Raw genomic sequence first — 20,121 nt, forward strand, 5'->3', positions numbered from 1 at the left:
GGGGCGGGCGAGTAAAAAAGGGCCATCCCATGGACACGATCTTTGCGCTGGCCTCCGCACAAGGGAAGGCCGGAGTTGCGGTAATACGCATCTCAGGTCCTTTGGCGCATGAAGCCGGCGCGCAGCTTTGCGGAGGCGTTTTGCCGGCGCGGGACAAAAGCCTGCGTGTTTTACACGACGACTCAGGTGAGCGCCTGGATGAAGCTTTGGTGCTTAGCTTTACGGCTCCCAAGAGTTTCACTGGGGAAAATACTGTTGAATTTCAAGTGCATGGAAGTACAGCCGTTGTATCAGCGGTGCTGGAAAACCTAGGCCGCTTTACTGGGTTGCGGATGGCTGAACCGGGAGAATTCACCCGGCGCGCTTTGGAAAACGGTAACCTGGACTTGGCTCAGGTTGAGGGACTCGCGGATCTGATTGACGCGGAAACCGAGGCGCAGCGCAAGCAGGCACAGGTTGTTCTTGCCGGCGGGCTTGGAAAATTGGCTGAAACCTGGCGCAGCAGTCTGATTCGCGCGGCTTCCTTGATCGAAGTGACTATTGATTTCGCTGACGAAGAAGTGCCGGTTGATGTAACCCCGGAAGTCTCTGCGCTGCTGTCTAATGTTCAGGCCGGCCTCGAAAGAGAGACAGATGGGGTGAAAATTGCGGAGCGAATCCGCAGCGGGTTCGAAGTGGCCATAATCGGCGCACCCAATGTCGGAAAATCCACACTGTTGAATGCGCTGGCCGGCCGCGAGGCGGCGATCACGTCTGAGTTTGCCGGAACCACCCGCGATATTATCGAAGTGCGTATGGATCTGGCCGGCTTACCAGTCACTTTACTGGACACTGCAGGTTTGCGGGATACCGACGATCACGTTGAGGGTATTGGCATCGCATTAGCGCGGAAACGCGCGGAAGATGCGGATATGCGCGTATTTTTGGCGGAAGATGATGATATTTTAGACGTCGAGATGGAGAATGGTGATATCCGTCTTCTCCCAAAGGCTGACCTCCGCGAAAACGCGGCAGATGCGATCTCAGGCAGGTCTGGTCAGGGAATCGACAGGCTTGTCGAACACATTTCATCGATTCTTACAGAGCGCTCAACTCAGGCCGGAATTGCGACTCGCGCCCGACACCGGGATGCTATGCTTTCAGCGTTGGTTAGTTTGGCCGAAGCACAGGTTATCCTGTCGCGTGGTTCGGAATTCTATGATATTGCCGCCGAAGAAATGCGCTCGGCGATCCGAGCGCTGGAGACGCTAGTGGGCCGGATCGGAGTGGAAAATCTCCTGGATGAGATTTTCTCGAGCTTCTGCCTGGGAAAGTGAAGGAGTGTTTCACGTGAAACATTCGAAGTATGATGTGATTGTCGTTGGTGGTGGCCATGCCGGCACGGAAGCCGCTCACGCTGCCGCACGAATGGGTGCGAAAACGGTGCTGATCACACTGAGCCGCAGTGGGATCGGTGTGATGTCCTGCAATCCTGCTATTGGCGGATTGGGTAAGGGGCATCTTGTCCGGGAGATTGATGCCTTTGATGGCGTAATGGGCCGTGTTGCTGATCTAGCTGGGATACAATTCCGTCTCCTGAATCGACGAAAAGGACCAGCGGTTCAAGGGCCAAGAGCGCAATCCGACCGATCAATATACCGTCAAGAAATCCTGAGGCTAACCAAAGCGCAACCGAACCTGGATATTCTCGAAGGTGAAGTAACTGATTTTCTCATGTCGGGCAAAGCCGTGACCGGGGCTGTGCTGTCTGACGGAAGTGAAGTTCCAGCAAAGGCAGTTATTCTCACCTCCGGAACATTCCTGCGTGGCGTCATCCACATAGGAGAAATCTCCAAACCTGGAGGCCGGATTGGTGACAGGCCTTCCGTACGGCTAGCGGAACGCTTGGACAGCTTTGAACTGCCGCTAGGCCGGCTGAAAACGGGTACACCGCCCCGACTGGACGGACGTACAATCGACTGGGATAGTCTGGAAGCCCAGCCAGGGGACGATGACCCGGTCTTCTTCTCATTTATGACAAGAGGAATAAGCGCTAAGCAAGTTTCCTGCGGAATTACTCACACCAATACACAAACACATGACATCATCCGGAAAAACCTGGAGCGGTCAGCAATGTACGGCGGCCATATCGAAGGTGTGGGTCCACGATACTGTCCGTCGATAGAAGACAAGATTGTCCGTTTCTCTGACAAAGAATCGCATCAGATCTTTCTGGAACCGGAGGGTGTTTCGGATCACAAAGTCTACCCAAATGGCATTTCGACGAGTTTGCCGCAAGACGTTCAGGAGGCGTATGTCCGGTCTATCAAGGGGCTTGAGAGAGCTACTATCCTTCAGCCCGGGTATGCCATTGAGTATGACTATGTAGACCCACGCGTATTGAAGCTAGACCTTTCCCTGAAGGACATTCCAGGTTTGTACTTGGCCGGGCAGATAAATGGGACAACCGGGTACGAGGAAGCGGCAGCACAGGGATTGGTTGCCGGCTTGAACGCTGCGCGCATGACGCGGGAAGAAGAGCCTGTTACCTTTGGCCGGTCAAGCAGTTACATCGGCGTAATGATCGATGATCTCACCACAAACGGTGTCAGTGAACCCTACCGGATGTTCACATCCCGTGCTGAGTTTCGCCTGTCCTTACGCGCAGATAACGCGGACCAAAGGCTAACGCCCATGGCTATAGAACTGGGTTGTGTCAGCAATGGCCGGCGAGTTACGTTTCAGGAGAAAAATGACGGTCTAATCTCAGGGCGGAACATCTTGGAGGCACATAAATTCACACCCAAGGAGGTTTCCTCGGCTGGAATACGGGTTAACCAAGATGGAAACCGCCGTAGCGGAATGGACGTTCTTGCGTTTCCTGAAGTCTCCTTTGAAGACGTCATTCCGCTGATGCCGGATTTGGCAGGTGTAAAGATGGAAAATCGTCGGCAGTTGGAGCGTGATGCTCTCTACGCCAACTATATTGCACGCCAAGAACGGGAAGTCACTGCGATGAAGAAGGATGAGGGATATCGTTTCCCCGCCGAATTTTCATTTGAAGGAATTGACGGTCTTTCTAAGGAATTGCAAAGTAAGTTGTCTCAGTCCAGACCGGAAACCCTGGCGCAAGCCGCCCGCATTGACGGAATAACTCCGGCTGCGCTTGCGCTTTTGCTCGCACGTTTGCGTCGTGGCCTTCCAAGAGAGGGAGAATCCGTGTGAAAAATGGGAAACTTCCTCAAGGACTTGATGTTTCACGTGAAACATTCCAGAGGCTTGAAGCCTTTGAACAGGTCATACAAAAGTGGAATCCGAAAATAAATCTCGTTTCGAAATCGAGCTTGGAACATCTTTGGATGCGCCATATCGCCGATTCCATTCAAGTTTTTCGCTGTACAGATCCTGTTGGACATTGGGTCGATATAGGTAGCGGTGGCGGTTTCCCAGGGCTGATTGTTGCGATTTTGGCTGCAGATGAAGTACCGGACATGAAGGTAACATTGATCGAAAGTGATCAGAGGAAATCTGCGTTCCTTAGAACAGCCGCGCGAGAATGTGCTGTCAAGACGACTGTTTTAACCGAAAGAATTGAACAGGTTGAACCTCAAAGAGCGGATATCCTGTCTGCGCGCGCTTTGGCGGACTTGTCTACATTGCTTGAGTTTTCAGAACGCCATCTAGCATCCGAAGGGATGGCTCTGTTCCCTAAGGGGGAAAGCTGGAAAAAAGAAGTGGGTAACGCCAGGCAGCAATGGCAGTTCGTTGCGGAACAGGTTAAAAGCCTGACAGAACAAGAAGCAGTAATCCTGAAAATAAGGGAAGTGGCACGTGTCTGATTATTCCCGCCCTGACGGGCCTCGTATTATCGCGGTCGCAAATCAGAAAGGCGGGGTTGGGAAGACAACGACAGCCATAAATCTGGCGGCTGCTTTGGTGGAAACCGGGCTTCGTGTGTTGGTCGTCGACCTTGATCCGCAAGGGAATGCATCAACTGGCCTTGGGATTGAACCGTCGGATCGGGATCTTACAACATATGATCTTTTGGTTGAAGACTCATCTCTGAGTGAGGTCATTCAAACAACCGAGATTGAGGATCTGTGCATCATCCCAGCGACTGTTGATCTCAGCTCGGCGGATATCGAACTGTTTACCAATGAAAAACGCAGTTTCCTTCTGCATGATGCTCTACGCCAAACCGCGATGGACGAATATGATTGGGACTATGTTCTGATTGACTGTCCGCCTTCGCTGAATCTCTTGACAGTCAATGCAATGGTTGCAGCACATTCGGTTCTGGTTCCGTTGCAAAGTGAGTTTTTTGCCTTGGAAGGGGTGACCCAGCTCATGCTGACAATTAGAGAAGTTCGGCAGTCAGCGAATCCAAACCTTCGAATTGAAGGAATTGTCCTGACAATGTTTGATCGTCGCAACAACCTGTCGCAGCAGGTGGAACAGGACGCCCGGGATAATCTGGGTGATTTGGTGTTTCAAACAAAGATCCCCCGCAATGTCCGGGTGAGCGAAGCGCCTTCTTATGCGCAACCGGTTCTAAACTATGACACAAACTCTCTTGGCGCACAGGCATACCGGGCGTTGGCAGAGGAAATCCTCACAAAACATCACAAGATAGCGGCGTAAATGCAGAATACCTACCGGAGGCAATCATGGCAGACAAAAAAACAAAACCACGCGGACTGGGCCGGGGATTGTCAGCATTGATGGCAGATGTGAACCCTGCACCGGTGAGTACGCAGGCAGAGGCACCACGGAATGCAGAAATTCTGGTGCCGATCGAAAATGTCATTGCCAACCCAAATCAGCCGCGGCGGCAGTTCTTGCAAGAAGACTTGGATGATCTGACAGCCTCAATTAAGGAAAAGGGTGTTCTGCAGCCGCTGATCGTGCGGCCGCGGCCTGGCGGAAAATTCGAGATTGTGGCTGGTGAACGCCGCTGGCGCGCCTCGCAGGCCGCGCAGTTGCATGAAGTACCAGTACTGATCCGGGACTACTCGGATCTTGAGATGATGGAAGTGGCCATCATCGAAAACATCCAGCGCTCGGATCTTAATGCGCTGGAAGAGGCGCAGAGCTACAAGCAACTGATGGAAAAGTTCGGCCATACGCAAGAACGCATGGCCGAAGCACTTGGCAAAAGCCGGAGCCATATTGCTAATCTAGTGCGCTTGTTGCACCTGCCGGATGATGTTCAAATCCTGGTGCAGGAGCGCAAGCTGTCGGCTGGCCACGCCCGGGCACTGATCACTTCGGATAATGCTTCAGATCTTGCCGTGAAGATCGTCAAGGGTGGGCTGTCTGTCCGCGCGACCGAAGCATTGGTGAAGAAAGATGCCGCCGGAGTTCAGACATCTGCCGAAAAGAAACCGAGAAAGCCGCAGGAAAAGGATGCGGATACCCGTGCTCTTGAAGGAGATCTGTCGGCAGTTCTTAAAATGAAAGTGCTTATTGATCACAAGCCTGGTGGCGAGGCCGGCGCCGTAACAATCAGCTACGAAAACCTGGATCAACTGGATGAGCTGTGTAACTTGCTCAGCCGTTAGGCCGGGTCCAGATGAAGAAAAGAACAGAAGATAGAACAACCGCCTGGATCCCTATTATGTAGCCAGGGGCACCAAGCAGCAGAGATAGTCCGAAGACGGCGGCAATCGAAACGGTTGCCGCCTTTTTTGCGCCTGGCCGGATGGCGCCGTGGTCGCGCCAATCCAGGATCATGGGACCAAAAATGTTGTGATCAACGATCCAACTGTGCAGACGTTCAGATGAGTTGGCGAAGAAGAACGCGGCAAGGAGAAGGAAAGGCACGGTTGGAAGTAAAGGCAGAACAATACCTACGACGGCCAAGCCGACACAGAACAGTCCTAGGCCGGCATAGATAAAACGCATTGATTCAATCCATCAACAGTTCGCGGAGCACTGCATTCAATAGCGCGCGTCCTTGATCAGTCGCGCGGAGCCTCTTCTCTGAGATAGTGACCATGCCTATCTGTACAAGATCCTCAAGTCGACTCTCGGGGAGATTAACGCCTGATAGCTGAGTGTACCGTGCTAAATCCAGACCTTCGGATAGGCGCATCCCCATCATCGTGTATTCAGCCGCAGCATCTTCCTGCGAAAGAGGTTCGCGCAGGGATTCCCCATTTCCCTTGCTGACGGCTTCCAGCCAGGCACCTGGAGCCAGATGGGTTTCCGTGGCGTACCGGGTTCCATCAATACTCAAACGGCCATGAGCGCCGGGGCCGATCCCGGCGTAGTCGCCATATCGCCAATAGATCAGATTATGACGGGATTCCGAACCCGGCTTGGCGTGGTTGGAGATTTCATAGCCGGCCATGCCAAAAGACGCGCAGATGTCCTGGGTGGCCTGATACATATCCGCGGCGGTGTCGTCGGCTGGCAGACCGCGCAGTTTACCCCGGGCGTAGCGATCACCAAAAGCGGTGCCGTCCTCAATTGTCAGCTGGTAGAGCGACAGGTGGTCAATAGCCATGGAAAGTGCTTCGCGAAGTTCCGCTTCCCAGGTTTTCAGTGTTTGGCCCTGACGGGCATAAATCAAATCAAAGCTGACCCTGTCAAAGCATTTGCGGGCGATATCAAAGGCTGCTTTGGCTTCGGAGACACTGTGAATACGTCCCAGCCGACGCAAGTCCTCGTCGTTCAGGGCCTGAATACCCATGGAGATCCTGTTGACTCCGGCGTCGCGGTAGCCGGCAAAGCGACCTGCCTCGACCGAGCCGGGATTTGCTTCAAGAGAGATCTCTATGTCATTGGCAAAGGGCCAAATTTCACGTGCCCGATCGATAACAGCGGCGACAGTTTCCGGTTGCATCAGAGAGGGGGTGCCGCCGCCGAAGAATATTGAGTTCAGGACACGGCCTGAAAGCTGTTCCGAGAGTCTGTCGAGCTCGGCTAGATAGGCTCTAACCCAAAGTTTTTGGTCTATATTTGCGGAGACATGGCTGTTGAAGTCGCAATAGGGGCATTTGGCTTGGCAAAAGGGCCAATGCACGTAGAGGCCGAAACCCCCATTGCGCCAGTCATCCACCGAAACAGCCCCGGATGAACTGGGCAACTGCTTTGCCGCGATGGCTGATCTTGTTCTTTTCCGTTGGGTCCATTTCGGCGCAAGTGATGCTATAACCCTCCGGCTGGAACATCGGATCGTATCCAAAGCCATGCTCGCCGCGGATCGGCCAAATCAGCTGGCCGGGCATCACGCCTTCGAACACCTCGTCGTGGCCGTCTGGCCAGGCAATGACCAGGGTACAGCGGAACTGGGCGGTGCGGGGGGCCTCGGGGCCGGCCGCGTTCAGCTCGTCATTGGCGCGGGTCATCGCCATTTGGAAGTCACGGCCATTAGGGGTTTCTGCCCAATCGGCGGTGTAGACCCCCGGGGCACCGTTCAGAGCGTCGATAGTGATCCCGGAATCATCGGACAAGGCCGGCAGGCCGGTTGCCTTGGCCGCTGCATGGGCCTTGATGCGGGCATTGCCGACAAAGGTGTCTTCGGTTTCTTCCGGCTCCGGCAGGTTCATTTCGCCGGCGCCGGCAACGCTGACGCCAAACGGGGCGAGTATCTCGGTGATCTCGTTCAGCTTGCCCTTGTTGTGGGTGGCGACAAGGAGCTTGCCGCCTTCCAGTTTGCGGATCATGTGCAGGCGGCCTTTTGCATCTCTGCCAGCTCTGTGGTGCCTTTGGCGGCCAGATCCATCAGCTGGTTCATCTGGTCGCGGGAGAACAGGGAGCCTTCGGCGGACATTTGCACTTCGATCAGCTTGCCGGAGCCGGTCATGATGAAGTTGCCGTCGACGCCGGCCTCGGAATCCTCCGGGTAGTCGAGATCCAGCACCGGCTGGCCGGCATAGATGCCGCAGGACACAGCAGAAACAGGATCCATCAGCGGGTCGATGTGGACGTCGCCGGCTTTCATCAGCTTGTTAACCGCCAGGCGCAGGGCGACCCAGCCGCCGGTGATCGAGGCGCAACGGGTGCCGCCATCGGCCTGCAGAACGTCACAGTCGACGGTGATCTGACGCTCGCCCAAAGCCACGCGGTCGACGCCGGCCCGCAATGCACGGCCGATCAGACGCTGGATTTCAACCGTGCGGCCGCCTTGCTTGCCCGACGCAGCCTCGCGGCGCATCCGGGTGTTCGTGGCGCGGGGAAGCATACCGTATTCAGCAGTGACCCAGCCAAGGCCGGTTCCCTTGATAAAGGGCGGCACCCGGTCTTCGATGGTGGCGGTGCACAGGACGTGGGTATCGCCAATCTTAATCAGGCAGGAGCCCTCAGCGTGTTTGGTGAAGCCGGTCTCAATCGACACGGCGCGCATTTCATTCAGTTCTCGTCCTGAGGGTCGCATGGCACATCCTTTATTTGCTGGCTTGGGGATATCCCCCGGACGCCAAGCTATGCAAGCCCGATTGACCTTTTCCCATGCTGCTCTTTAATGACAACCTAGCTTTGGGTTCTTATGTTGAATCCGCAAGAAACGCTGGAACATCGATGAGCGACGCGAACAATATTCTGCAAGATCTGAATGACCGTTCGCGGGAAGTCTTCCGGACGGTGGTTGAAAGCTATTTGGAAAGCGGCGATCCGGTTGGCAGCCGCACGCTGACACGTTCGCTGAGCGAAAAGGTAAGTGCGGCCACGGTTCGCAACGTTATGCAGGACCTGGAATACCTTGGCCTTCTGGATAGCCCGCATATTAGCGCTGGCAGGGTGCCCACCCAGATGGGCTTGCGGATGTTTGTCGATGGGTTGCTGGAGGTTGGCGATCTGAACGCAAACGACCGCCAGAAAATTGACGCGACGCTGGGCAAAAATGCCGGCGATGTGGGGGGCATGCTGGACCGGGTCGGCGCGGCGCTGTCCGGTGTGACGCAAGGTGCTTCGTTGGTGCTGACGCCCAAACATGAGGCGGAGATCCGGCATATTGAATTTGTCTCATTGGCACACGACCGGGCGCTGGTGGTGCTGGTGTTCTCGGATGGCCATGTAGAAAACCGCCTGTTTAAGCCGCCGCCGGGACAGACGCCCAGTTCGATGCGGGAGGCTGCGAATTTCCTTAATGCGCTGATTGAAGGACGCACGCTGAGCGAGGTGCAGCGGGAGATCCAAAAAGAGATCTCGGCACGGCGGCAGGAAATCGATAGTCTGGCACATGCGATGATCGAAAGCGGGTTGGCCGTCTGGGAGGATGACGACAGTGATCAGGCCCGGCTGATTGTACGCGGACGGGCGAATCTTTTGGCCGAAACCGGTGCGGCGGAGGAGCTGGAGCGGATACGGACCTTGTTTGACGATTTAGAGCGCAAGCGTGATATCGCCGAATTTCTGGAACTGACCGAAGACGGCGATGGCGTGCGCATTTTTATCGGTTCGGAGAACAAACTTTTCTCACTTTCGGGTTCCTCTTTGGTGGTGTCTCCCTATATGAACGCGGATCGAAAGATCATCGGTGCGGTGGGGGTGATTGGCCCGACGCGCCTGAATTACGGACGGATTGTGCCGATTGTAGACTATACGGCACAACTGGTCGGCAAACTGTTGTCGGACCGGAGTTAGAGGTGAAACATGGCAGAGCTCAAGGACGAAGACTTTCTGGATGATATCGCTGCCGCCGAGGCAGAAGAGCTGGCGGGGCAGACCGAGGAATTTGATGATGCCTCGTTGGAAATCGATGCACTCCGGGCGGAACGGGATGAGCTGAAGGACCGGTTCATGCGGGCGCTGGCGGATGCCGAGAACGCCCGCAAACGCGGTGACAAGGCACGCCGGGAAGCGGAGAATTACGGTGGCTCGAAACTGGCCCGTGACATGCTGCCGGTTTACGACAACATGAAGCGCGCGATCGAAGCGGCGACCGATGAGCAGCGCGAAGTTGCGGCGGCGCTGATCGAAGGTGTGGAACTGACCATGCGGTCGCTGCTGGGTGTGTTTGAAAAGCACGGCATCCGGGTTGTGTCGCCAGAAGTTGGCGACAAGTTTGATCCGCAGGTGCATGAGGCGATGTTCGAAGCGCCGGTGCCGGGCACCAAGGCAGGTGACATCATCCAGGTGTCCGCCGAAGGCTTTATGCTGCACGACCGCCTGCTGCGGGCCGCGCAGGTTGGTGTGTCGTCCGCGCCGGCCGGCTGATGTGAACAGACCCTGACGGGCCTGTGCCTTCGGCGAGAGTATTTTGGGAAAGATGAAAAGGCGGGTCCGTTTGGGTCCGCCTTTTCTTTTTAGATTGCAGCTTCTTTTAGTTTGTAAATCATTTCCAGTGCTTCTCGCGGGGAAAGGTCGTCCGGCTGTATACCGGCGAGGAGTTCTTCGGCCGGAGAGGGCCCCGCCGGCGCCGTGGGTTGCGGTGGCGGGGCTGCTGCGAAGAGGGGGAGGTCGTCGATTTGGACCTTCGTTCCGCCTTCGCGGCTGCTTTGCTCTAGCATGCCCAGTACATCCCGCGCACGCGCAACTACTGATGCGGGGAGGCCGGCCAGCTGCGCAACCTGGACACCATAGGACCGGTCAGCGGCGCCTTTGTGCACTTCATGCAGAAAGATCACTTCGCCTTCCCACTCTTTGACCGCTACTGTGGCGTTGTCGACGCCTTCCAATTTGGCGGCAAGCTGGGTCAGCTCGTGGTAATGGGTCGCAAAAAGCGCGCGAGAGCGGTTAACCTCATGCAGGTGTTCCAGCGTGGCCCAGGCGATGGAGAGGCCATCATAGGTGGCAGTGCCACGGCCGATCTCATCCAGGATCACCAGGGCACGGTCGTCGGCCTGATTTAGAATGGCTGCAGTTTCCACCATTTCCACCATGAAGGTGGAGCGGCCGCGCGCGAGGTCGTCAGAAGCACCGACCCGGCTGAAAAGCTGGCTAACGACGCCGATATGGGCATTTTCTGCGGGAACGTAACTGCCCATTTGGGCAAGCAAAGCTATCAGAGCGTTCTGGCGCAGGAAGGTCGACTTACCGGCCATGTTCGGACCGGTAAGCAGCCAAACCGCGGCACCATCCTGGGCTGACAGATCGCAGTCATTGGCCACAAAAGTTTCGCCGCCCTGCTGGCGCAGCGCTTGTTCCACCACAGGGTGGCGACCGCCCTCCACGTGGAACGCACGGCTTCCATCAACCTTCGGACGGGTCCAGTTTTCGCCGCGTGCCAGATCGGCCAACCCGGCCAGAAGATCCAGCTCGGCCAGCCCGCGGGCGGCGGTGTTAAGACGGGCGGCGGACTCCAGGATTGCCCCGGAAAGCCCCGCATAGAGCCTTTTTTCAATCTCCAGTGCCAGGTTTCCGGCATTCAGGATGCGGGTTTCGATCTCGCTTAGCTCCACCGTGGTGAAACGGACCTGATTTGCTGTTGTCTGGCGGTGAATGTAGGTCTCATTGAGAGGTGGCGACATCATCTTATCCGCGTGGGTTGCGGTGGTTTCGATGAAATAGCCCAGCACGTTGTTATGCTTGATCTTCAGTGAGGTGACGCCGGTGTGCTGGGCGTATTGCTGCTGCATCGAAGCAATCACCGAGCGGCCTTCGTCGCGCAGAATGCGGGCTTCGTCCAGTTCCGGATCGTAACCGGTTGCGATGTAACCGCCGTCCCGTGCCATAAGCGGCGGTTCGGCAACCAGCGCCGCATCGAGGAGAGACAGCAAATCGTCGAACCCTTGCAGATCCGACATGGCCCCGGCCATCAGCGCAGGCAGTTCCAGCCCGGCGCAGAACCCGGCAATTGCTTCGGCTTGCGACAGCCCGTTGCGGATGGCAGCCAGATCACGCGGGCCGCCGCGCTCCAGCGCCAGACGGGAGAGCGCCCGATCCAGGTCCGGTGTTTTGCGCAAAGCCGCGCGCAGGTCTTCGGCGGTCTGTGCTTGGTCAACAGTGAAGTCCAATGCAGCAAGGCGCTGGTGGATCACATCGAGATTACGGGAGGGGCTGGACAGCCGTTGTTCCAGCAAGCGGGCGCCGCCGGGTGTGACAGTGCGGTCAACAACTGCCAGCAGCGAGCCGGCGCGGCCGCCGGACAGCGACCGGGTCAACTCCAGGTTGCGACGGGTGGCGGCGTCGATCTGGACCACCCGATCCTGCGCTTCCTGCTGCGGCGGCTGCAGCAGCGGCAGTTTTCCTTTTTGGGTGATCTCCAAATAATCGATCAGCGCGCCCATGGCTGAGACCTCGGCCCGGGTGAAAGTACCGAATCCATCCAATGCGCTGACGTTGAACAGAGAGCAGATGCGCTTGTCTGCCGCGGTGCTGTCAAAGCTCGCCTTGCCCAGCGGAGTGAGCGGGATCTTGTATTCTTCAGCAAGAGGGAGGGCAGCGTCATAGGCCGGACCATCAGCAACGATCAGCTCTGATGGCGCCAGACGGGCGAGCTCGGGTGACAAGCGGACCCGCGCGACCGGCATCACGTGGAACGCTCCGGTGGAGATGTCCGCCCAAGCCAGCGCCGCCTCATCCCGCAGTTCAGAGTAAGAAACCAGAAAATTGTGGCGGCGCGCTTCTAGCAGAGACTCTTCGGTGAGAGTGCCCGGGGTCACAAGCCGCACCACATCCCGCTTCACCACCGATTTGGAACCGCGCTTTTTAGCCTCGGCCGGGCTTTCCAGCTGTTCGCCCACGGCAACGCGAAAGCCCTTGCGGATCAGCGTCAGCAGATAGCCCTCGGCGGCATGGACGGGTACGCCGCACATCGGAATGTCCTCGCCATTGTGCTTGCCGCGTTTGGTCAGCGCAATGTCCAGGGCTTCAGCGGCGTTGACTGCGTCCTCAAAGAACATCTCGTAAAAGTCGCCCATCCGGTAAAAAAGCAACGCATCCGCATGCGCTGCTTTGATCTCGAGATACTGCGCCATCATGGGCGTAACGGTCATGAAAATTCCCCCGGGTCGTCGTTGTAAAACGTGTACATTGGGGGCGGTCCGAGGAAAACCCGGATGTGACTGCCGCCAGGAACTCCGGCGGCAGTCTGCTGTCAGTAAAGGTTGCGCAGCGTGTCGGGCATCGTGTTGACGATGGAGAGCGACAGAGTGCTCAGCTGTTGCTGCGCTTGCAGCGCCAGAAGTTTTGTCGCCGCTTCCTCCATGCTGGTGTCGATCATCGAGCTGACCCCTTGGGTGATCGAATCCGACAGCTTGCCGACAAACTGGTTCTGTTCGGCAATGCCGCCGGCGCTGGCGCCTAGAGCAGCGGAACTGTCGATTGCGTAAGCCAGGAACCCTTCGATTTCTCCTAGGGCGGTCAGCGCGCTGGCGCTGTCGGTGATGGCAGTCCGGTTGCCAATGTCAAACTGCGGGCTGCCTTCGAAGTCGGCGCCATTTACGCTGATCGTGGTCACGCCTCCGGTTGCGGATAGTGCAGAGGGGACAGTCAGCGCTGTGCCGCCATTGCCGTCCACATCGGTTTTCAGCAGGTTCACGCCATTGAAACTGGAGGATGAGATAATCGAATTGATCTGCTCGGTCTTTTGCGACAGGGCAGCTTCGAATTTGCTGAAATCCCCCATCCCGCTTGCCGCCATAACAGCCAGTGACCGCATTTCTGTTAAAGTGTCAGTGATCTGTTCCGCTCCGGCGGAAGCAACTGCCACGGTGGCTTCACCCAGCGACAACGTGTCTGAGACAGAACGCAATCCTGAAATATCAGAATCCATCAGCTCGGAAATAGCCCAAAGGGCGGCGTTATCCTGTGCCGTGTTGACTTCTTTGCCGGTGGATATGCTGTCTTGCACGGTGTCGAGCTGGCTATTGACGCCGCCCAATGTCTGCAAGGCAACCATCGCGCCGGAATTGTTTTGGAAACTTATCATTCCTCATTATTCCTTTGATCCTAGGCCCGTGTTCCGGGCGGACAAATGTCATTCTGACACGTGCTTCTCAGGCTCATAAGTTCGAGCGCGCAGCGCCACCTGGCTTACAGATGCGTGTTAATACCTATTAATAAATTACAGCAGCCGGGCGTCTACTTTAAGGTGAAAACTTGGCGCTATGCATCTTCCTTTAGTCGCATTTATCTTAATTCTGGCTATACAGATTCTTGAAAGCCCGGATTGAGGGGCGCGGTTGACTGGGCTAAGACGGACCGCGACGAGGAGAGGACACGAGAAAAAATGCCCAAGACAAAGATCACCGACGAAGAAGCCCTAGCGTTTCACCTGGAGCCGTCTCCAGGCAAATGGGAGATCAATGCCACTGTCCCGATGACAACGCAGCGGGATTTGTCTTTGGCGTACTCTCCAGGTGTTGCGGTGCCTTGCGAGGCAATCGCGGAAAACCCTGAAACTGCTTATGATTACACCAACAAGGGCAACTTGGTTGCGGTGATTTCCAACGGCACGGCGGTGCTGGGTCTGGGCAATCTGGGGGCTTTGGGCTCTAAGCCGGTGATGGAGGGCAAATCTGTCCTGTTCAAACGCTTCGCTGACGTGAACTCGATCGACATCGAACTGGACACCGAGGATCCGGACAAGTTCATCGAAGCGGTTAAGCTGATGGGGCCGACCTTTGGCGGCATCAACCTGGAAGACATCAAGGCGCCGGAGTGTTTCATCATTGAGCAGAAACTCAAGGAAGAGATGGACATTCCCGTGTTCCACGACGATCAGCACGGCACTGCGGTGATCTGCGCGGCCGGCCTGATCAACGCGTTGCATCTGTCGGGCAAGAAGATTGAGGATGTGAAGATCGTCCTGAATGGCGCAGGGGCAGCCGGCATTGCCTGTATCGAGCTGCTGAAAGCCATGGGCGCGCGGCACGAGAACTGCATCGTCTGCGACACCAAAGGCGTGATCTATCAGGGCCGTACCGAGGGCATGAACCAGTGGAAATCTGCCCATGCGATCAGCACGGATCTGCGCACGCTCGAAGAAGCCATGCGCGGTGCCGACGTTTTCCTGGGCGTATCGGTCAAGGGCGCGGTAACCCAGGAAATGGTCGCCGCGATGGCCGACAATCCGGTGATTTTTGCGATGGCCAACCCGGATCCGGAAATCACTCCGGAAGAGGCGCATGAGGTGCGCGTCGATGCCATCGTCGCCACTGGCCGGTCCGATTACCCGAACCAGGTCAACAACGTGCTGGGCTTCCCCTACCTGTTCCGCGGCGCGCTGGATATCCACGCCCGCGCCATCAACGACGAGATGAAGATCGCTTGTGCCCACGCGCTTGCAGCACTCGCGCGTGAGGATGTGCCGGATGAAGTGGCGCTGGCCTATGGCAAGTCGCTGTCATTTGGCCGCGACTATATCATTCCGACGCCCTTTGATCCCCGGCTTATCCATCGGATCCCGCTGGCGGTGGCCAGGGCTGGCATGGACACCGGTGCCGCCCGCCGTCCGATCGTGGACATGGACGCCTATGAGGTGGGATTGAAATCCCGCATGGACCCGACCGCCTCTATCCTGCGCGGATTGAATGCCCGTGCCCGGTCCGCCCAGTCCCGGATGATCTTTGCCGAAGGAGATGACCCGCGTGCGCTGCGCGCTGCGGTGATGTACCAGCGTTCGGGCTTTGGCAAATCGCTGGTTGTGGGCCGACAGGAGGATGTGCGCACCAAACTGGAAAAAGCCGGCCTTGGCGATGCCGTGCGCGAGCTGGAAATTGTCAACGCTGCCAACACGCCGAATTTCGATTTGTACAAGGACTTTTTGTACAGCCGTTTGCAGCGTAAAGGCTTTGATCACAAGGATATTCACCGGCTGGTGGGACGTGACCGGCACGTGTTTGCCAGCCTGATGCTGGCGCATGGGCATGGTGACGGTCTGGTCACCGGCGCAACCCGTAAGTCGGCCCATGTGCTTGAGCGGATCAACCATGTGTTTGATGCCGATGCTGATCATGGTGCCGCTGGTGTGACCGCACTGTTGCACAAAGGCCGGATCGTGCTGATCGGAGACACGCTGGTGCATGAATGGCCGGATGAGAACCACCTGGCAAACATTGCTGAACGTGCCGTGGGTGTTGCCCGCCATATGGGACTTGAACCGCGGGTGGCCTTTGTCAGCTTCTCCACTTTCGGTTACCCAGTGTCAGAACGTGCGGAAAAGATGCATGTCGCACCCGCTGTATTGGATAAGCGCGGTGTTGATTTCGAATACGAAGGCGAGATGACCGTTGATGTGGCACTGAACGAGCGGGCGCAGCGGTACTACCCGTTCCAGCGTCTGACCGGCCCGGCCAACATCCTGATCGTGCCGGCCCGCCACTCAGCCTCGATTTCGGTCAAGCTGATGCAAGAGATGGGCGGCGCCACGGTGATCGGCCCGATCCTCTCTGGCATCGACAAGCCGATCCAGATCTGCTCGACCACCTCCACCACCAATGACATTCTGAACATGGCGGTACTGGCAGCCTGCAACATCGGGTGATCTGAATGGCGATCTGGAACCTGGGATCAATCAATGCGGACATGGTCTATGCCTTGCCGCATCTGCCGGCGGCGGGGGAAACCCTTGCCGCTAGGCGCCTTGACCGCTTTTTAGGCGGGAAAGGTGCGAACATGTCCGTTGCCGCCGTCCGCGCTGGCAGCGAGGTTAACCACATTGGCGCTGTTGGACCTGACGGGGCTTGGGCAATTGAGCGGTTGAAGGTTTATGGCGCCGGAATTCGCAATATTGCCCAGGTGGACATCCCAACTGGCCACGCCATCATTGCGGTGGAGCCGGAGGGGGAAAACCAGATTATCCTGTTTCCAGGCGCCAACCGTGCGCTGACCCAAGACCAATTGGAACAGGCGCTTTCGCGGGCAAATGCAGGCGACATTCTGGTGATGCAGAATGAAACCAATATGCAGGGCGAAGCTGCCCGTGCGGGCCGGGATCACGGGATGCGGGTCTGCTACGCCGCCGCCCCTTTTGACGCGGACGCCGTTCAAGCGGTTCTTCCGTTTCTCGACTTCTTGATCCTGAACGAGGTGGAAGCCGGACAGCTGAAAGAGGCCTCTGGCAAGTTGCCGGATGAGCTTGGCATTAAAGACGTGATTATCACTCTTGGTGCTAAAGGAGCCCGGCATATCAACGGCGAAACCGGTGCGATTCTGGATGTTCCCGCTCTTCCGGTAACGCCTGTGGATACCACGGGGGCAGGGGACACTTTCACCGGATATGTCCTCTCAGGTCTGGACCGGGGTTTGCCGTTGTCAGAGGCAATGTCGCAGGCCGCACAGGCTGCGGCACTGATGGTCACGCGGCATGGCACGGCAGATGTGATTCCTGAGTTGAAAGAAGTGCAGGCGGCCCGCTTTTGATCTGAGGCGGCCTGCTTCTTTCTGGTTCATAAATACTCCGGGGGAATTGGCCGTCAGGCCAAGGGGGCAGCGCCCCGTTTCAATGCCCGTTTGCAAAAGGCGCGGCATCGCCCCACAGCTGCGCCACCCGCTCATCGCGCCCGCAGGCCTGACGGTATCGCTTATAGGCCTCCGCCTGCCGTTTGGGGCCAAAGCGGGTGAACACCAAGTTGTTCCCCTTGTAGTAGTCCTGATGATAGTCTTCGGCTTCATAGAAGGTCTTTGCTGAAAGTACAGGTGTCACGATTGTTATTCCTAAGGCATCCTGAGCTTCGGATATAACCCGCCTGGCCAGGGCCTTTTCCACATTGTTAGAGACAAATACCGCCGTGCGGTAGCTCTCTCCGCGGTCGCAGAACTGGCCGCCTGCGTCTGTTGGATCAACCGAGCGGATGAACAATTCCAGCAATTGCCCGCGCGAGACTTTTGCCGGATCAAAAGTAATTCTTACCGCTTCGTAATGGCCGCTGCCGCCGCGGCTGACGTCTTTGTAAGTCGGGCTTTTGGTCTTGCCGCCGGTATAGCCCGACACGGCCTCGATCACGCCGGGCACGCTTTCAAAATCGCTTTCCACACACCAGAAGCATCCCCCTGCCACGGTCAGATCTTCAGTTGCTTGCGCCTGCACCGGATTGGCATGAGCTACCGTGCCGATCGCAATAAGCCCCATCAAAGTCAAAGGTCTCAGTTTTTCCAGAAAACGCATCTTGGGCCTCCAGTTAGCTTTGTTGCTACCCTGCCGGCGGATGCGCAGTCCCTCAACCCGGCAGCGACGGATTTCACGGACAGGTGACAGCAAGTTACTGCTTGGAAATTGGATCCAATATTACTAACGTGCCGGCAAAGGAGGATCCCATGACTGAAAAGATGAGCACTCACCAGGCTGAAGAAGATCAGCGCAACGAAGAAATCCTGATCTATCTGAACGGCAAAACTGTCCCCAAGGCTGAGGCCAAGGTGAGTGTTTATGACAGCGGTTTCATGCTGGGCGACGGCGTGTGGGAAGGGCTGCGGCTGTACAATGGAACCTGGGCCTTCTTTGACGAACATCTGGACCGGCTGTTTGAGGCTGCCAAGGCGATTGACTTGGACATCGGGTTGGACCGGGAGGGCGTGAAAACCGCTGTGTTAGAGACTCAGAAGGCCAATGGAATGACCACTGATGCCCATGCCCGGTTGATGGTCACACGCGGGGTAAAAACACGCCCTTTCCAGCACCCTTCGCTGTCGCAGCAAGGTCCGACGATTACCATTATCATGGAGCATTCCCGCCCCAATTTGCCGCGTCCGATAAAACTGGCCACAGTGCCGCATATCCGCGGGCTGCCGATGACGCAGGACCCCAAACTAAATTCCCACTCCAAGCTGAATTGTATCATCGCCTGTATCGCTGCCGAGAAGGCCGGCGCAGATGAGGCGCTGATGCTGGACGTGAATGGCTTTGTGAACACCACAAATGCTTGCAACTTCTTTATCGTGCGCAAGGGGGAGGTTTGGACTTCGACCGGAGATTATTGCATGAATGGCATTACCCGGCAGAAAGTGATCGACTTGTGCCGCGCCAACGATATTCCGGTTCACGAGCGGAACTATTCTCTGGTGGATGCATACGGTGCCGACGAAGCCTTTCTGACTGGCACTTTCGGGGCGCAAACACCGGTGGGCAGCATCGACGGGCGGCAGATCGGCAGCGGTCAGATGGGACCCATGACCGAAAATCTTCGTGGCCTCTATAAGGATCTCATCGAAAAGGAGTGCGCATGATGCGGATTGCCATGTGGTCCGGGCCGCGGAACCTGTCGACGGCGCTGATGTACGCCTTTGGCAACCGAGGTGATTGCGCAGTGGTGGATGAGCCGTTTTACGCCGCCTATCTGGCGATGACCGGCCTGAGCCACCCGATGCGGGCAGAAATTCTGGACAGCCAGCCGCAGGAACCGGATGCCGTGGCAGAAGCGCTGCTGGGGCAGGTTCCAGGCGCCAAGCCGCACTACTATCAAAAACATATGACGCAGCACATGATCCCCGGCGTTCCGCGGCAGTGGATGCAAGAGGTCGCAAATGTCTTTCTGATCCGTCATCCTGCCCGTGTGATCGCCTCATATGCCGTGAAGCGGGAAAATCCCACCTTGGAAGACATTGGATTCCGCCAGCAGGCGGAGCTGCTCGAACTGGTGCGCAGCTGGGGACAGGCACCGGTTGTTGTTGACAGTTATGACATTCGGAATGATCCGGCAGGCAAACTGGAACAATTGTGCGAGACGATTGGCATGCCGTTTTCCCCGAAGATGCTGACCTGGCCAAGGGGCGGGCATAAGGACGACGGCGTGTGGGCGGCGCATTGGTACGGTGCGGTCTGGAATTCAACCGGCTTTGCTGGCCCGGAAGGCCCGCTGCCGGAGGTGCCGGAGGAGCTGCAGCCCGTGCTGCAGGCGGCGCTGCCTATATATGAGCAAATGAAGGCAGCGAAAATCTGAGGGGAGAAGGGGGCGTTGCCACCTCGCGCCTGCGGCGCTCACCCCAGGATGTTTTCAGCCGGAAGAAGAGGCTCAGCCGATCAGTTTGCCCAGTTTCATGGCAACACCCATGTCGCCGGAGATCTTGATTTTGCCCATCATTACGGCCGTCATCGGGTTGAGCTTGCCGGTGAGCAGCTTTTTCAGGTTCTCTCTGGAAAGCCGCAGCGTGCAGTCGGTGTCACAGTCTTCGGTGCAGGCAGCGCCATTGGCGAGCACGATAACGCCATCGTTCCCGCAGTCGAATTTCAGCGTGCCGTCAAAGCTCTTTCCTGCCAGACCTGTGCGGATGTCCTCGGCGATGTTCTGAAGTGACATATATTCCTCCCTTGCTTGC

At 57.0% G+C, this 20,121-nt stretch carries 19 protein-coding genes; 11 read left to right on the plus strand and 8 right to left on the minus strand.

Going from position 1 to position 20,121, the window contains the following annotated elements; translation table 11 throughout:
- The first annotated feature begins 29 nt into the window (after nucleotides 1–29).
- Genes mnmE through L1069_RS01600 form a run of 5 tightly spaced genes read left to right on the plus strand, consistent with a single transcriptional unit; the run spans nucleotide 30 to nucleotide 5,540 of the window.
- The gene (gene mnmE / locus L1069_RS01580) at nucleotides 30–1,316 is read left to right on the plus strand and encodes a tRNA uridine-5-carboxymethylaminomethyl(34) synthesis GTPase MnmE (RefSeq protein ID WP_237454555.1); all 1,287 of its coding nucleotides are present in this window, start codon (nucleotides 30–32) and stop codon (nucleotides 1,314–1,316) included.
- Nucleotides 1,317–1,329: 13 nt separating this feature from the next.
- Nucleotides 1,330–3,204 (plus strand): tRNA uridine-5-carboxymethylaminomethyl(34) synthesis enzyme MnmG, encoded by a 1,875-nt coding sequence (gene mnmG / locus L1069_RS01585; RefSeq protein ID WP_237454556.1) that lies wholly within the window; start codon nucleotides 1,330–1,332, stop codon nucleotides 3,202–3,204.
- On the plus strand, nucleotides 3,201–3,818 hold the full coding sequence (gene rsmG / locus L1069_RS01590; RefSeq protein WP_237454557.1) for a 16S rRNA (guanine(527)-N(7))-methyltransferase RsmG: 618 nt from the start codon (nucleotides 3,201–3,203) through the stop codon (nucleotides 3,816–3,818). The genes mnmG and rsmG overlap by 4 nt, the downstream gene beginning before the upstream one ends.
- The gene (locus tag L1069_RS01595) at nucleotides 3,811–4,620 is read left to right on the plus strand and encodes an AAA family ATPase (RefSeq protein WP_237454558.1); all 810 of its coding nucleotides are present in this window, start codon (nucleotides 3,811–3,813) and stop codon (nucleotides 4,618–4,620) included. The genes rsmG and L1069_RS01595 overlap by 8 nt, the downstream gene beginning before the upstream one ends.
- Nucleotides 4,621–4,646: 26 nt before the next feature.
- Nucleotides 4,647–5,540, plus strand: coding sequence for a ParB/RepB/Spo0J family partition protein (locus tag L1069_RS01600; RefSeq protein WP_134831065.1), 894 nt, complete (start codon nucleotides 4,647–4,649; stop codon nucleotides 5,538–5,540).
- On the opposite strand, the gene L1069_RS01605 is transcribed toward L1069_RS01600, so the two are convergent.
- Genes L1069_RS01605 through rph form a run of 4 tightly spaced genes read right to left on the minus strand, consistent with a single transcriptional unit; the run spans nucleotide 5,530 to nucleotide 8,359 of the window.
- The gene (locus tag L1069_RS01605) at nucleotides 5,530–5,883 is read right to left on the minus strand and encodes a YbaN family protein (RefSeq protein ID WP_237454559.1); all 354 of its coding nucleotides are present in this window, start codon (nucleotides 5,881–5,883) and stop codon (nucleotides 5,530–5,532) included. The two genes, L1069_RS01600 and L1069_RS01605, sit on opposite strands and share 11 nt — an antisense overlap.
- Nucleotides 5,884–5,887: 4 nt before the next feature.
- Nucleotides 5,888–7,042: a radical SAM family heme chaperone HemW gene (hemW, locus tag L1069_RS01610; RefSeq protein ID WP_237454560.1), complete on the minus strand. Its 1,155-nt coding sequence runs from the start codon at nucleotides 7,040–7,042 to the stop codon at nucleotides 5,888–5,890.
- Nucleotides 7,035–7,649, minus strand: coding sequence for an RdgB/HAM1 family non-canonical purine NTP pyrophosphatase (gene rdgB / locus L1069_RS01615; RefSeq protein WP_134831067.1), 615 nt, complete (start codon nucleotides 7,647–7,649; stop codon nucleotides 7,035–7,037). Before rdgB ends, hemW begins: the two co-directional genes overlap by 8 nt.
- Nucleotides 7,646–8,359, minus strand: coding sequence for a ribonuclease PH (rph, locus tag L1069_RS01620; protein ID WP_134831068.1), 714 nt, complete (start codon nucleotides 8,357–8,359; stop codon nucleotides 7,646–7,648). The genes rdgB and rph overlap by 4 nt, the downstream gene beginning before the upstream one ends.
- 143 nt (nucleotides 8,360–8,502) lie before the next feature.
- Between rph and hrcA the strand changes: the two genes are divergently transcribed.
- Both hrcA and L1069_RS01630 read left to right on the plus strand, forming a co-directional pair.
- On the plus strand, nucleotides 8,503–9,567 hold the full coding sequence (hrcA, locus tag L1069_RS01625) for a heat-inducible transcriptional repressor HrcA (protein WP_237454561.1): 1,065 nt from the start codon (nucleotides 8,503–8,505) through the stop codon (nucleotides 9,565–9,567).
- Between the two features lie 9 nt (nucleotides 9,568–9,576).
- On the plus strand, nucleotides 9,577–10,140 hold the full coding sequence (locus tag L1069_RS01630; protein ID WP_237454562.1) for a nucleotide exchange factor GrpE: 564 nt from the start codon (nucleotides 9,577–9,579) through the stop codon (nucleotides 10,138–10,140).
- A gap of 89 nt (nucleotides 10,141–10,229) precedes the next feature.
- Here the strand turns inward: L1069_RS01630 and mutS are convergent, their stop codons facing one another.
- Nucleotides 10,230–12,860, minus strand: coding sequence for a DNA mismatch repair protein MutS (gene mutS, locus L1069_RS01635; protein WP_237454563.1), 2,631 nt, complete (start codon nucleotides 12,858–12,860; stop codon nucleotides 10,230–10,232).
- A gap of 101 nt (nucleotides 12,861–12,961) precedes the next feature.
- Nucleotides 12,962–13,795, minus strand: a complete 834-nt coding sequence (locus L1069_RS01640; RefSeq protein WP_237454564.1) for a flagellin — start codon at nucleotides 13,793–13,795, stop codon at nucleotides 12,962–12,964.
- Between the two features lie 300 nt (nucleotides 13,796–14,095).
- Here L1069_RS01640 and L1069_RS01645 point away from each other — a divergent pair, with 300 nt between their 5' ends.
- Nucleotides 14,096–16,351, plus strand: coding sequence for an NADP-dependent malic enzyme (locus tag L1069_RS01645; RefSeq protein WP_129372650.1), 2,256 nt, complete (start codon nucleotides 14,096–14,098; stop codon nucleotides 16,349–16,351).
- Between the two features lie 5 nt (nucleotides 16,352–16,356).
- Entirely contained in the window at nucleotides 16,357–17,229 is an 873-nt protein-coding gene (locus tag L1069_RS01650; RefSeq protein ID WP_237454565.1) for a ribokinase, read from the plus strand.
- Nucleotides 17,230–17,308: 79 nt separating this feature from the next.
- Here L1069_RS01650 and msrA read toward each other — a convergent pair whose 3' ends face one another.
- A complete protein-coding gene (msrA, locus tag L1069_RS01655; protein ID WP_237454629.1) occupies nucleotides 17,309–17,938 on the minus strand; it encodes a peptide-methionine (S)-S-oxide reductase MsrA in 630 nt (209 codons plus the stop codon).
- Nucleotides 17,939–18,123: 185 nt separating this feature from the next.
- Between msrA and L1069_RS01660 the strand changes: the two genes are divergently transcribed.
- Both L1069_RS01660 and L1069_RS01665 read left to right on the plus strand, forming a co-directional pair.
- Entirely contained in the window at nucleotides 18,124–19,032 is a 909-nt protein-coding gene (locus L1069_RS01660; protein WP_237454566.1) for a D-amino acid aminotransferase, read from the plus strand.
- On the plus strand, nucleotides 19,032–19,745 hold the full coding sequence (locus tag L1069_RS01665) for an HAD family hydrolase (protein ID WP_237454630.1): 714 nt from the start codon (nucleotides 19,032–19,034) through the stop codon (nucleotides 19,743–19,745). The genes L1069_RS01660 and L1069_RS01665 overlap by 1 nt, the downstream gene beginning before the upstream one ends.
- Nucleotides 19,746–19,817: 72 nt before the next feature.
- Here L1069_RS01665 and L1069_RS01670 read toward each other — a convergent pair whose 3' ends face one another.
- Nucleotides 19,818–20,102 carry an SCP2 sterol-binding domain-containing protein gene (locus tag L1069_RS01670; RefSeq protein WP_237454567.1) on the minus strand — a complete coding sequence of 95 codons (285 nt, stop codon included), beginning with the start codon at nucleotides 20,100–20,102 and terminating at the stop codon, nucleotides 19,818–19,820.
- Between the last annotated feature and the right edge of the window lie 19 nt (nucleotides 20,103–20,121).

This window comes from Leisingera sp. MMG026, assembly GCF_021654205.1.
Lineage (GTDB): Bacteria > Pseudomonadota > Alphaproteobacteria > Rhodobacterales > Rhodobacteraceae > Leisingera.